The 15,125-nt window shown below is 29.3% G+C and carries 9 protein-coding genes; 2 read left to right on the top strand and 7 right to left on the bottom strand.

The window, feature by feature from the left end; translation table 11 throughout:
* Positions 1 to 5,755: alpha-amylase family glycosyl hydrolase (locus E6248_RS05885; protein WP_316339890.1), on the bottom strand; the 5,755-nt coding region annotated here is incomplete at its 3' end.
* Positions 5,756 to 6,071: 316 nt separating this feature from the next.
* Here E6248_RS05885 and E6248_RS05880 point away from each other — a divergent pair.
* Positions 6,072 to 7,373, top strand: a complete 1,302-nt coding sequence (locus E6248_RS05880) for a dicarboxylate/amino acid:cation symporter (protein WP_316339889.1) — start codon at positions 6,072 to 6,074, stop codon at positions 7,371 to 7,373.
* A gap of 114 nt (positions 7,374 to 7,487) precedes the next feature.
* On the opposite strand, the gene nrdG is transcribed toward E6248_RS05880, so the two are convergent.
* Positions 7,488 to 7,988, bottom strand: a complete 501-nt coding sequence (gene nrdG / locus E6248_RS05875) for an anaerobic ribonucleoside-triphosphate reductase activating protein (RefSeq protein ID WP_316339888.1) — start codon at positions 7,986 to 7,988, stop codon at positions 7,488 to 7,490.
* Positions 7,989 to 8,000: 12 nt separating this feature from the next.
* Positions 8,001 to 10,121, bottom strand: a complete 2,121-nt coding sequence (gene nrdD / locus E6248_RS05870; protein WP_316339887.1) for an anaerobic ribonucleoside-triphosphate reductase — start codon at positions 10,119 to 10,121, stop codon at positions 8,001 to 8,003.
* Positions 10,122 to 10,535: 414 nt separating this feature from the next.
* Here nrdD and E6248_RS05865 point away from each other — a divergent pair, with 414 nt between their 5' ends.
* Positions 10,536 to 11,846: an aspartate kinase gene (locus E6248_RS05865; RefSeq protein WP_316339886.1), complete on the top strand. Its 1,311-nt coding sequence runs from the start codon at positions 10,536 to 10,538 to the stop codon at positions 11,844 to 11,846.
* Between the two features lie 356 nt (positions 11,847 to 12,202).
* On the opposite strand, the gene E6248_RS05860 is transcribed toward E6248_RS05865, so the two are convergent.
* From E6248_RS05860 to E6248_RS05845, 4 genes are all read right to left on the bottom strand, one after another.
* Entirely contained in the window at positions 12,203 to 12,682 is a 480-nt protein-coding gene (locus tag E6248_RS05860) for a cupin domain-containing protein (protein WP_316339885.1), read from the bottom strand.
* Between the two features lie 67 nt (positions 12,683 to 12,749).
* Complete coding sequence (locus E6248_RS05855; RefSeq protein WP_316339884.1) at positions 12,750 to 13,127, bottom strand: VOC family protein; 378 nt, start codon at positions 13,125 to 13,127, stop codon at positions 12,750 to 12,752.
* A gap of 229 nt (positions 13,128 to 13,356) precedes the next feature.
* Positions 13,357 to 14,157 (bottom strand): response regulator, encoded by an 801-nt coding sequence (locus E6248_RS05850; protein ID WP_316339883.1) that lies wholly within the window; start codon positions 14,155 to 14,157, stop codon positions 13,357 to 13,359.
* Positions 14,158 to 14,159: 2 nt separating this feature from the next.
* Positions 14,160 to 15,125: histidine kinase (locus tag E6248_RS05845; RefSeq protein ID WP_316339882.1), on the bottom strand; the 966-nt coding region annotated here is incomplete at its 5' end.

Raw genomic sequence — 15,125 nt, 5'->3', positions numbered from 1 at the left:
CTTCGCCCTTTGGAAGTACTGTTATTTCACAACTAGCTGTAAATCCTCCATCCTTAGTTGTTACTGTTATTGTAGCCTTTCCTTCTGCTATTGCAGTTATTTTTCCATTTTTATCTACTTTGGCTACTTTTTCATCACTACTTGTCCAAGACACTTCTTTATTAGTTGCATTTTCAGGTAAAGTACTAGCAATTAATTTAAGCTCTTCATCTACCTTTAATTCTACAGAAGTCTTATCTAATGAAACTCCAGTTACACTAATCTCTTCTTGATTACCATCTGTTTTATAGTTAATCTTCATTACTACATCCCTAGTTGCCTGAGAGGCCCTACCATCATCAGTGTACCAAGGTAAATTAATTGTCTTCTCTGTTGGTTCTATATGAATATTGAACTCATTTAATCCTGGATTTAATTTAATACCTTCAACATATACATTCCCAAATTTATCCATAGCATTAGGATATAAAGTATTAATATCTTCCTCGTTTATAGTAAATTCAACTCCATATGGAACTTTTGCCTTTAATGTAAATTCTTCATCTGTTGTTTCATATTCAATATTTTCTCCATAAGATATTCTAGGCATCGTAATTATCATTGGCATGTCTACCCATCCTAATACATAATCATCAATAACCATTGAGTTACCTCCCTGATTTTGAACAGTTAATTTCATATTAGTATCTGTAGAACTATATGCCCAGTTACCATAATCTTCTGTGTCATTTGCTTCACGACTATGACTAGTATATGATTCAGTATCCCATGATCCTCTAGTATATTTATATTGAATACTCTTTCCTGCCATCATTTTAAATTTATATTCTACTATATCTCTTGATGTAGCTCCACTTGGTACATTTAACTTTCCACCTGATGCATTCCATCCATTAAAATCACCAGCTATATAGATGTCATCAGTAACAGGTGTATAATTTGGAATATGAAGTCTTAATGTTACATCAACCATAACTAAAGTCGGTGTTACATTCTTTTCTTCTGAATATGCTCTATTATAGAATTTATTATATGCTGCTACCTTATAAGAATACTTTTTGCCATTACTAACAGCAAAATCAGTGTATTCTCTAGCTGATTTATCTAAAACAGCTACTTTAATATATTCACCATCTGCCTCTTTACGATAAACTTCATATCCTTCAACATTTTCTTCATTTGATACCCATTCAAGCTTTGCTCTATTAGATTCAACTAATATATCATTAAGAATAGGTGCTTCTACTACTAAGTTATCATCTTCATTTCTAATTGCCTTAAATTCTGATACTTCTGATTCTACATAAGTATCTCCTGAATTTGTTGTAGCCTTTGCATAGTATTTATAAATGCCTTCTTCTGTAGGCTCAAAAGATGCAAAGTAAATCTTAGTGCCATCCTCCTTTGAATCTTCTTTATATCTTAATTTAGTGCTATCTGCATTCTCCTTTAAAGATCCATCTTTATAATACATAAGCCTAGCTTCAAAATTCGGAATATCCTTTCCAGCATATTCATCATTATCAGTTATTCTTGGTATAGAAACTTTAACAGTTATTTCATCAGTTTTATTACCAACTCCAAGAGTAACATCTTTAATAGAACTTGGTTTTGAAATTGATTTAATATTATATGAAGGAAGTGCTGTAACTGAATTACTAAATTCACTTTCTCCACCATTTTTTAAAGCTGTAACATAATAATAGTATCTAACACCATTTTCTACATCTATATCTTCATAACTATTTTTATCAGAGCTACCAATTAACACTGAGCTTTGTCCTTCTAAATTTGTTCTATATATATTATATTTATTAGCTCCAGCTACTGGATCCCAGCTTAATGTTACCTTTCCCTCTTCAGCAACTGCCTTTAAACCTTCAACCTTATCTACCTTATTTATTTTATTAGTTGAAACCATCATTAATCCTGTTTCTGCTGGTATAGTAATTTTAACTTTACCACCTTCAACCTTAGCAGTAATATCTCCATATAACTCATCTTTTAATTCTAATCCATCCGGTAAAAATCCTGCTACATTTGCTTCTATTGTCTTTTCTAAAGGTTCCTTATTAATAACTAATAATCCACCTTTATCTTCACTCTTTCTTGCATATGCTATAACATTTCCTTCTGCATAAGCACTATAAATATCTCCAGTTGCAAAGATATCTAAATTTTCATTTCTTACATTTGCAGCAGTTTTATATACATCAAATAAGTTTTCATACCTTCCAACTCCGCTATATTCTCCATTAACCTCAGATACTCTTTCCCACGGGAATGTTCTCCTTGAGTCTGGATCCTTTGTTCCTGTAACCCCTACTTCATCACCATAATAAATAGTTGGAGCACCTGCATAACCTAATTGGAATATTGCAGTTAATTCTTGTAGTTTTAAAGCTCTATCACTAGCTTCTGGAGCTATTTTTGTATTTTCTTCTTCCCAAGTTGGATTATCAATTTTAGTTATATTACGAACAGTATCATGAGAATCTACAAGGTTTAACATTGCCTGCCATGCTTCTTTAGGATAGTTTTCTCTAATTGTTTCAAGAGCATTATTAAATGTTATTGCATCTCCATTAATAATATAATTTTGAAGTGCAGCCCTAAATTGATAATTCATAACTGAATCAAATTGATCTCCTAATAAATAGTGAGTTGCAACTCCCCATTCTTCCCCTAATATCACAGGATCATCAATAATATTACCATTTACATCAGTTCTTCCTACTGTTGATTTAACGGATTCCCTAAACTTTTGCCATGTTCCTGTAGATACATCTGGAGCAACATCTAGTCTCCATCCGCTTGCTCCCATCCACATCCATCTTTGTGATGCTGCAGTTTTCATCATTTCTTCTGCTTCTCCATCACTTAATCCTGATAAATCGTAACCTATAACATTTTCTCTATAATCAATGTTATTCCATTCATGATAACCATCTAAGGCTAAATCATCATCATCTTGTGGTTCTTTTGATTCCATTACTGGCAATGAATCATATCCCCACCAACCTTCATATTGATAATGCTGATATTTTTCTTCTAAGCTAATTCCATCCTTATCTTTAACTACCCACTTATTTTCAACCTTAAACCATGTTGTATAATTAAAATCTTCTGGATAAGAGTACTTCTTACCCGTTAAAGGATTAATTTGACTTTCATATTCTTTAACAACTTCTTTTTCAGCATCTTTTTGTGTCTTTCCATCATTAACCTTGTCCCAAACTCTCTTCCAGTATTCATAAGCCCCAATTTCAGGATACTTTTCATATCTATCAAAGTAAATTGAATCATCGCCAACATGATTAAATACACCATCAGCAATAAGGTCAATTCCAACTTCATCAGCTGCATCTGCAAATGCTTGATAAATTCTATCTGAAGCTGCCCTAGTTTTTTCATAATTTAATCCTGAAGTAGAATCTCCCTCTTTATTATAAATAGGTTTTCCAAACATAGGATCTAAATGCTTATAATCTGTGGCATCATACTTATGATTTGATGAAGCCCAAGCTACTGGATTTAAGTAAATAGCTGTAATTCCAATAGACTTTAAATAATCAAGTTTTTCTTCTATTCCTTGAATATCTCCTCCATAATATTCATTTGACCATACATCATCTGTTTTAGCATTAGGATAATATGGTTTATTTTCAGGAGTTGATTGTCTAGGATTTTCAGGGTAGTCACTCCAACTTCCCCAAACCTTATCTTTAGCTGGATCATTTTCTACTCCTCCATCAAAGTATTGAAGATCAAAAGGAACTATAGTTCCATCCTTCATAGTATATCCACGATAACCATCTATAAGTTTTGCTCTATTATTTTCTTCATTTCCATCGAAAAATCTATCTGGGAAGATTTGATATACTGTAGCATTTTTCATCCAATCTGGAGTTTTATAATCTTTATCATAAACTGTTAAATTAAATGGAAGCGCACCTTCATCAACTGCTGATCCTGTACCTCCACTCATGCTATCATCACCATATTCAATTTTAGTTACACCATCTACAAGGATGAATTTATATCCCCATATACCAATGCCAATAAAATCTACTTTAGGTATTGTAGCTTCATAGTAATCTGTCTCTCCTATAGTAGTTGCTTTTCTCATATCATAGTTTTTTGCTACTCCATTACCATCAGTAAGCTCAACCTTAGCCATTTGGACATCATTTTTTGCAACACCAATTCTAAGTGTTAAATCTTCTGATTCTTCTTTAATAGCTCCAAAAGGTTTTTTATAAGTTATACTTCTTGAATCAAATATTATCTTTGACTTATCTATAATTCCATCATAATTTCCTTCTTTAGGTGTGTAGTTATGTGTTAAATACTTATTTCCTTTGTAATCTATGGTAAATATTACATCAGCTTTATCTAAAGTATTAATTATTAAATTATCTTGTGTTGCACCAGTAGCCCCATAACTTTCATCCCAATTTGGACCAAAAGCTACCTTAGCCTCAAATTTTCCTACTGGTAATTCTCTTTGAATCTTATAAATACTTCCATCGAAATAGTAATCTACAAACATTTGCTTTGCAGTTTCTGGTGACCAATCAGTTTCTCCAAATACATGTTGTAAGCTTCCCACTAATCTTGGCCATTTTTCACTACTTAATTCTGGAACATATTCTTTTAAATTATTAACTCCTGGAATATTAATTCTTGCTTCATTTAATTTATCATTAACATAGAAATTAACTTTAGTGATTTTTTCTAAATTAATTTTAAAGTTATTTCCACCATCAGAAAATCCATTCCAAGTTCCGTTCTTTACAATTTTAAATTCATGGTTTCCTGCTGGTAATACTACTGAATATTCATAAAATCCATCTACTAAATGCTTCATTTTAATTTCATCACTTGAACTATTCCAATTCCCAAATAGACCAGGAATATACCAAGTATTATCGCCACCATTTTGATTTATAAGTTCATCAGCTACTATATCAGATTCCTCAATTTTAGGTTCTAAATAATAAGTAGTATCATCAAATTGTTTATAATAAACTTCTAAATTGCCATTACAATCTAAATAGGCTAAATCTATAAGCTTATCCTTCCCCTCTTCGCTTGTCCACTTAGCCTTTCTAACAATAACTCCTACTTGTTTATTGCTTTTAGTTATATTATTAAAACTTAAATTCCCAACACTACCATAATCATTAGTTTCACTAAAGTTCACTACTGTATCTTCTGAACCCTCTTGTCCACCTTCTATCCAATTCCATAGTTGCCAATCCTCATAATTTTTATCTAATCTATTATAATTAACCTTAATATTAATCTTATCAAAGTCTTTATATAAATCTGTGTATTCTATATTCTTTGGTTCTGGATTATCCTTATCTATTTTCCCTGCAGTTACTATGATTTCACTAGGTCCTTTTGATAAGTCATATATAACATTAGAAGTTGCCTTTGCTTCCCAATCTCCCTTTCTTACACTGAATCCAAACTCTGAGTCATTTGGAACATCCAATACGGCATAAACCCCTTGTTCATCTTCATGAGTAAAACTCACCTCTTTGCCCTTGTTTCCTGACCACCAAGCCCATAAATTCCAGCCAGTATAGTCAGCATCATCTTTTAAAAACCTTATTTTTACCTTTTCTGTTATAGTAGCATCAGCTTTAACAACAATATTAGGTACAGGTATAAGTGTTAATAAAAACATTAATACTGTAAATATAGCTAGTTTAGACTTGTGCTTCAAAAAGCTATTCCCCTTCATAATAATAACCCTCCTTTTATTAAATTTTCAAAGAACTTAGAAAACGTTTCCATAATCCAATTTAAAATCTTTTAGGAAATATTTTCCATATAATATATATTAAATGATTATTATGTTTTTGTCCATATATTTAAATCCTTTTATACAAACTTACAAAAATATGAAATTTAAAATATTGTTTTACATTTTATACTACTATGTATAATTTTTTTTGAATCTGACAACTTATTTTTAAAAAGAGCTTGTCAAACTTGGAAATATATATCATAATATTACTATGGTAAATTAAGGCAATTAAATTTAAAGGGGAGTTTTTATGAAAAAAAAATTAAGTTTAACAAAGAAAATATTCTTAGCTATGTTTTTAGGAGCAGCCTTTGGCATATTAGTTCAAAGGATAGGATCTAATTTTATTAAAGATACTATTATCTTAAACGGATTTGTAAAGGTTTTATCAAATATTTTTTTATCCTCTATAAAAATGATGGTTGTTCCGCTTGTATTTGTATCATTAACTTGTGGAGCTGCTTCTGCTGATAACATAAGAAAGCTAGGACGAGTTGGAGTTAAAACCTTTTTATTTTATATTTCAACCACTTGTATAGCTATTACTATAGGAGTAATTCTTTCATTAACTATTAAACCTGGTATTGGCTTAGATATGTCACATCTATTAGTAACTGAGCCAACGATTTCTCAAAATAATTCTTTTATAGATATTCTAGTTAATATAATACCTACAAACCCTATTGCTTCATTAGTTAATGGGGATATGCTTCAAATCATATTCTTTTCAATATTATTAGGAATTGCAATAAGCTTAGTTGGTAAAAAAGCTGAAATAATTAAAAATGCTTTTGAATCATTAAATGAAGTTATTATGAAAATTGTCCAAATAGTTATGTCCTTTGCACCAATTGGAGTATTTGCTTTAATGACTAATACTTTTGCAACTATGGGATTTAGCGCAATGATTCCTTTATTAAAATATATGTTTGTTATTTTATTTTCACTACTTATCCATTCTGTTTTTGTATATGGAGGTATGTTCAAACTTTTTACAAGGTTAAGCATAAAACCTTTTTTAAAGAAATTTATTAAACCTGCTTCAATAGTTTTTTCAACTGCTTCTAGTAATGCTGCATTACCAGTTACTTTAGAAACAGTTAATGAAATGGGCGTTGATAATTCTATTTCATCTTTTACAATTCCATTAGGTTCTACTATTAATATGGATGGTACTGCTATTATGCAAGGTGTTGCAGCAATTTTTATTTCTCAAGTATATAATGTAGACTTAGGTCTACCTGCTATCTTAACCATTATTCTTACTGCTACCTTAGCTTCAATTGGAACTGCTGGAGTTCCTGGTGTTGGTATGGTTATGCTTTCAATGGTGTTGCAATCCGTTGGCCTACCAATAGAAGGAATAGGCCTAATTCTTGGTATAGATAGAATATTAGATATGTGTAGAAGTACAGTTAATACTATGGGAGATTGTATTTGCACTATTATCATAAGCAAATCTGAAAATTCCTTTGATACTAGTAAGTATTATTCTAATGAAGATAATACAGATATACTAGCTGATGACATACTTGAAACTACAGATTATTAAATAAAATACAGTTATATATAACTTAAAACTCCAAAATCGCCAAGTCGACTTTGGAGTTTTAAAATTTAAATAATTTTTGTTAATTAATTAGGCTGTCCTTTGGACAGCCTAATATTATATATCAAGTTCTATAACTTTATTATGTTTTTTACTTTTAGCTATATCAATAACCCTTTGGTTACTTGAACCTCTATATTTTAGAGAAATATTTCTCTTATCAAGCTGGAACCTACCATCTATTAATACATCTACATAAGTTAATATTTCATTTTTATTTGAATCACTAATAATATCTTCATATATATACCCTGACCATAGCCATATGCTTTTATTAGTTTCTTCTTTAATTCTTTTAAGTAAATTATGTAAATCCTTATCTTTTACTTGATCCATTGGCTCTCCACCTAAAATATTTACTCCAACTACATTTTCATTTTTAACAAAGGAAAGGAATTCATCTTCCTTTTCTTTTGTCCACCTGTCACCATAATTAAAGTCTTGTAACTCTTTATTAAAGCAACCTTCACAATTATTAGTGCATCCACTTACAAATAATGTAGTTCTAATTCCAGGTCCATTACTTACATCAAATTTTCTTATTTTAGCACAGTTCATACTAAATCATCCTTATAAATGTAATACTCTATCGCCAATTTCTGCAGTTCTACCTTTATTCCAGAAATTAGTTCCAATATATCCACAAGTTCTTCTCATAACTTGCATTTCCGCTTCATCTTCATTTCCACAAGAAGGACAGTACCATACTAAATCTTCATTAAGTTTAATCTCTCCAGTGTATCCACATTTATAACATACATCGGGTTTAGTATTTATTTCAGCGTATTGAATATTATGATATATAAAATTAATAATTTGCTCAACAGCATCTAGGTTTTTACTCATATCAGGTACTTCAACATAAGAAATACATCCACCTAAACTTATTCCATGGAATTGTGATTCAAATTTAAGCTTACTAAAGGCATCTATTTCTTCACATACATGAACATGATAAGAATTAGTGTAATATAGCTTATCTGTTACATTAGGTATTACTCCAAACTTAGTTCTATCTATTCTACAGAATCTATAAATTAAATTTTCTGCAGGAGTTCCATATAAGCTAAATCCTAAACCAGTTTCATCTTTCCACTTTTGGCAAGTCTCATTCATATGTTTCATTACTGCAAGTGCAAATTCTTCGCCTTTTTTAGTAGTATGACTTTCTCCAAGCATCGCTTGAACCATTTCATATATTCCTACATACCCTAATGATAGAGTAGAGTATCCATCTTTTAATAAGCTATCTATACTCTCTTCTTTTTCTAATCTTGCTATAGCTCCATGTTGCCAATGAATTGGAGAAACATCTGATTTAGTTCCAAGTAACATTTTATGTCTAGTTAATAAAGCTTCCTTACATAATTCTAATCTTTGATCTAGCATATCCCAGAATAATTCCATATCCTTATCAGCAATAATTCCAATTTGAGGTAAATTAATACTTACTACACCTTGGTTAAATCTTCCGTACCACTTATAGTTATCATTTTCATCCTTCCAAGGTGATAAATGAGATCTACATCCCATTGGTGGGAAGGTATTTCCTTCATAATTTTCTCTCATAATTTTTGCTGATTGATAGTCAGGAACTAATCTTCTTGCAGTACATTTTGCAGCTAGCTTAGTTATATAATCATATTTTCCACCTTCAAGGCAGTTATGTTCATCTAAAAGGTAGATAAGCTTAGGAAATGCTTCCCCAATTTCTTGACCTTTATAATTCTTCATCCCTTCTAATCTTTGCTTAATCATCTCTTCACAGATTAAAGCCATTTCTTCTTCATAAGGATGTCCCTCTTCTATTTCTAAATATATAGTACTAAATGGCGCTTGACCATTAGTAGTCTGTAATGTTGATAATTGATATCTAATTGTTTGAACTCCGTCTCTAAGCTCCTTCATTTTAGTATCTAAAGCTAACTTTTTAGCAAGCTCCTCGTCACCTAAAAGTTCTAAATAATGTTTATATGCCTTATCTTCTGTAACTTTTAGATACTTTGCTAGGTGTTTTACAGTAATACTTTGTCCACCATATTGATTACTAGATACCTGTGCGATTATTTGAGTAGTTACTGTACAAGCAGTGCTAAATGATTTTGGGCTCTCAACTAATTTATCATTAATTACAGTACCATTTTCTAGCATATCTTCTAAGTTAATTAAACAGCAATTAAAAATAGGAGATAAACTATAATCCATATCATGCCAATGAATAACACCTTCATCATGAGCTTGAACTATGTGAGATGGAATTAATCTCCTTCTTGATATATCCTTTGATACTTCTCCTGCTATCAAATCTCTTTGAGTTGCAGCTATTACTGAATTCTTGTTAGAATTTTCTTTTATTACATCTTCATTAGTTTTATTTAAAAGAGATAAAATACTTTCATCTGTTGTATTAGTATTTCTTTTGAACTCTTGGACAGCTCTATATCCTTCATATGATTTAGCTGTTACTTTTTGTCCGTAATGTACAAGCCTATCATATACATAGGCCTCTATTTTATATATTGTTGGAGTTTCACCACTTTTGTAAAAGTACTTTTCAGCATCGCTAGCAATAAGCTTAGCTATATCCCCTAAATAGATTCCACTTCCGTTTTTCATAGCCTTACTAATGGCTTCTCTTATTTTTCTTTTGTCGAAATCTACTATACTACCATCTCTTTTTATTACCTTCATCCAATTTCCACTCCCCTTAATTATCTATCTTACTAATTATATCACCTATAAAATTTATTTAATAATAACAAAACCTTCATTATCTTAAAAAAGGGATATAAATTTGAAAGTTTTCTTCTTAAACTTAACTTTCTCTCTAATTATTATCTTTTTATATTTTATATTTTCTTGTTGTAACTTGTTGAATCTTTAAATTATTGCAATAATTATGTCTTTTCATTTTACTTTAATTGATACTTTTCTACTTCATTTACTAATTATCGTATTAATAATATTTCCCTATATAAACTTAATATTTAATTTATTAGAATTAGAAATTTTAATAATTATCTAATGATTTAGTAAATTTCATTCGAGATTTTGTTAAAAAATTGCTAATATATAATAAATACAATTTATAAGGGGGCTATAAAATTGAATACAATCGTTACTAAATTTGGGGGAAGTTCTTTAGCTGATGCTGATCAGTTTAAGAAGGTAAAAAATATCATCTTATCTAATTCTGATAGAAAGGTAGTTGTACCTTCAGCACCAGGCAAAAGACACTCTAAAGACTTTAAAGTTACAGATTTACTTTATCTTTGTCAAAGTCATATTGAGTCTAGTATTCCACTAGATGATGTTTTTGAATTAATAGCTAATAGATATAAAAAAATAGTATCAAAATTAGATTTATCATTAGACATTGGTAGTTACTTAGACAAAATTAAAAAAGATATCGAAAATGGTTCATCAAAAGATTATGCTGCAAGTAGGGGCGAATATCTAAATGGTATTATTCTTGCAAATTATCTTGACTTTGATTTTATTGATGCTAAAGATGTAATTTTCTTTAATAAATATGGAAGTATTGATAGGAATCTAACTTATACTTCATTAAGAAAAGCACTTGAAAATGGTAGAAAAGCTGTTATTCCAGGATTTTATGGTTGTGATATTGATGGCAACATTATAACTTTTTCAAGAGGTGGTTCTGATGTAACTGGAGCTTTAGTATCAGCAAGTATTAATGCTGATTTATATGAAAACTGGACAGACGTTTCTGGATTCTTAATGACAGATCCAAGAATCGTTAATAATCCAAAGCAAATTAATAAAATTACTTATAGGGAGCTAAGAGAACTTTCATATATGGGGGCATCTGTATTACATGAAGAATCTGTTTTCCCTGTAAGAGATGCTGGTATCCCTATTAATATTAAGAACACTAATATGCCAGAAGATCCAGGAACTCTTATAGTTAAAGATATGGAGCCTGATTATAATAATCCTATTAAAGGTATTGCAGGCAAGAAAGATTTCACTGTAATATCTATTGAAAAGGCAATGATGAATTCAGAACTTGGCTTCTGTAGAAAGGTTCTATCTATATTAGAACAAAACTGTGTTTCTTATGAAAATATGCCTTCAGGTATAGATACAGTTTGTGTTGTAATTTCAGATTCACAGCTTAAGAATAAAACTGAAATATTAGTTGATGAAATAAAGAGGACATGCAATCCTGATTCTATTTTAGTTCATCCTAACATGGCATTAATTGCAACTGTTGGTAACGGTATGTCTTCAAACAAAGGAGTTGCTGCTAAAATATTCACTTCACTAAGTGAAGCTAATGTTAATATCAGAATGATTGATCAAGGTTCAAGTGAAATAAATATTCTTATAGGTATAGAAAATGATGATTTTGAAAAAGGTATTAATTCAATTTATAAAGCATTTGTCTAGAAGAAATTAATTATAAACCAATAAAAAGGGGCTGCCACAGACAGCTCCTTTAAATTTATAAACTATGTATAGAAAATATATCTATGCAATTTTCTATCTCATTATGACACAAAGTTAATTTTAGACTTCCTGAAACTTCATTGCCTAAATAAAATTGCTCAGAAACTTTTTCATATTTATAGATAATCCTAATAAGATTATTAACATAATAATATAATGATTTCTCTTTACTCTTCTCATTTCCCTATTTCCTTATACCACTACATATCACTCCATATTATACAATTATGTATAGTTTTTTATAAATTGTAATAAATTTCCCCAAAATTTAATTTCGTTTCATAATATAATAAAAACTATCTATTTTCTCTTGTTAATTTAATAATTATATCTCTATAATCAGGATAAAGATCTAAAAGTTCTTTTCTAGTAAATAGCTCAAATTCATCATATTCAAATGCTGGTGATACCATACATCCAACCAAGGCGTATCCATTATTATTCATTGCTGAACCAAAAATACATCCTTTTGGGACTAATACTTGAGGTTCTTCTCCACTTTCAATATTTTTCCCAAGTTGTTTTGTTATTAATTTACCTTCTTCTGTTATCATATATATTGTTAATGCTTCACCATCATGATAATACCATAGTTCATCAGATTTTAATCTATGGAAATTTGATACTTCACCAGTCATTAATAGAAAGTAAATACTACTCCATAACTTCTTATCCGTCCTAATATCATCAGTAGATACAAAGGACTCTTTAAAATATCCTCCTTCAATATGAGGTTCCATGCTTAGATTTTCTATATAATATTCTGCACTCTTCATAATGCTTCCCCCCCCTTTTTATTTAGCTAAATAAATCAATCTTCTCTTTAATATATTAGTAGAAATATTAATCTTCTCTTACTAAGTATTGATTTCCATCCTCATCAAAGAAATTAAACATTGAACCATATGGCATTTTCATTATTTCTCCTACTTTTACACCATTATTCTTAATTTCTTCATAAGTTTTATCTATATTATCAGTACTTAAAATTATTGAAGGGTGCTCAACATTTGTATTTGGATTTTGTTTTTTCATCATTTCCTTATTATATAAAACAAAAGTTGTAAATTCATCTTCACTTGGGCCTACTTCTATCCATTTCATATTAGGACCCATTGCTTGCTCAAATTTTACTACAAAGTTTAATTTTTCAGTCCAGAACTTTTTAGCACTTTCTTGATCACTTACATATAATGTTATCTTACCTATTTTTCTAATCATTTGCTTTCCTCCTATTTTTTGTCCTTTTTAATGATATTGAACAATTAATTATAACACTTTACTTTCCAATAATTTCAATCCTATATAACATCAATTTATAAGATAACCCTTCTGTAGATTAACTCTTAAATATAAGTATTTAAAATTCAAATTATGAAAGTAATTATATTATATAATTAAAATGATTAAATTCAATAATAATTTTCAATTTCATTAACTTCTTAAGAAATTAATTTATTATTATACTTTTAGCTTTAATGAAATCTTTAGGCGCAAACTTAGTATACTTCTTAAAAACTGAACAAAAATGTTTATATTCCCCGAAGCCAACCATATCAGCAATCTCATAAACCCTATACTTACCTCTTTCTTTTGTCATCAATTCTATAGCTTTTTGTATCCTATATTTATTAAGCATATCTAAAAAGGTATATGATGTTTCTTCTTTAAACTTTCTGCTTAAATAGCTTGGACTTACTCCAAGCTCATCTGCTAGCATCTCTATACTAAGTTTGTCACTATACTCTTCTTTAATTTTATTAATTGCATACTTTACATAAGTATTTATTTCCTTAGAATCAATATATATTTTAAGATTAGCAAATTCCATATCTTCTTTATTAGTCGTATAATTTCTTATATCTTCATAAGCTTTTCTTTCATCTATCTTTTTTTTAATTTTTGATACTATTTTAAAGAGTTCTTCCTCATTTATAGGCTTTAATATATAGTCGCTTACTCCTATTGATATTGCCATTTTTGCATAATCAAATTCACCATAGCTAGTTAAAATTATACTTTCAAAGTTTTCATTGTTATTAAATGAAGCCAACATTTCCAATCCACTCATAAATGGCATCTTAATATCAGTTATTATTAAATCAGGCTTCAACTCCTCTATTAATTTAATACCCTCTTTCCCATTTTCTCCTTCTCCTACAACAACAAATCCCAAAGTTAACCAATCAATAGTATGAACTAATCCTTTTCTGATTATTTCTTCATCCTCTACAATGATTAATTTATACATTGCTACACTTCCTTTTTTATATATGGTAGAACAATTTTTATAGTAGTTCCCTTACCCTCAATACTATCTATAATGATATTGTATTCATCACCATAAATTAGTCTTAATCGTTTCTGCACATTATACAAGCCTATTGTATATGTATCATTTTGCTTTTTCTCTAACAACTCATTAATATAATTCATTCTTTCTTGGCTAATACCACTTCCATCATCTTTTATAATTATATATATTTTTTCTACATCTATGATTGAACTAATATAAATATTTATAGTTGATTTTTTTTCAAATCCATACTTTATTGCATTTTCTATAATTGGCTGAAGTATAAGCTTAGGTACTACAGCCTCCTTAACTTCATCGTCTATATGTATTTCAAATTTAAGCTTATCCCCAAATCTGTACTTAAGTATTGCTAAATAATTGTTAATATATTGAATATCATCAATTAACTTAACTGAATGTATTTCATTATTTATGCTATATCTTAAAAGAGAAGATAAATTCACTATTATATCACTAGCTACATTTTTATCTAGCTTTATCATTATTCTTATAGTTTCTAAAGTGTTGAATAAGAAATGTGGGTTAAACTGAGCTTCTAGCTGCTTTATTTCACTTTGCATTCTTAGCGATACTTCTTCTTTGTTACTTTCTATTAGATTCTTAATATCTATCAACATATTATTATAGGCTTTAGCTATAATTCCAAATTCATCTTCTGATTGAATTTCAAGCTTTGTATCTAAATTACCTTCCTGTATACTTTCTATAGCCTTAACAATTTCATTAATAGTTATGGTTTTGCTATTAGCAACCTTCTTAGATATTAGAAGCATTAAATAAGATATAATCAAAAATAATACAATTAGGAATATACCGCCAATAAAGAAAGTCCTATTAAAAAAATCAAAATTTGTTCTTGTATAAACATATAAATTAGTATCTTTAATTGAAGTAGTTTCAAT

The sequence above is a fragment of the Clostridium sp. genome (assembly GCF_032552055.1).
Classification (GTDB): Bacteria; Bacillota; Clostridia; order Clostridiales; family Clostridiaceae; genus Clostridium.
The sequence above is the reverse complement of the archived record's forward strand: the minus strand, read 5'-3'. Positions and strand labels throughout refer to the sequence as shown.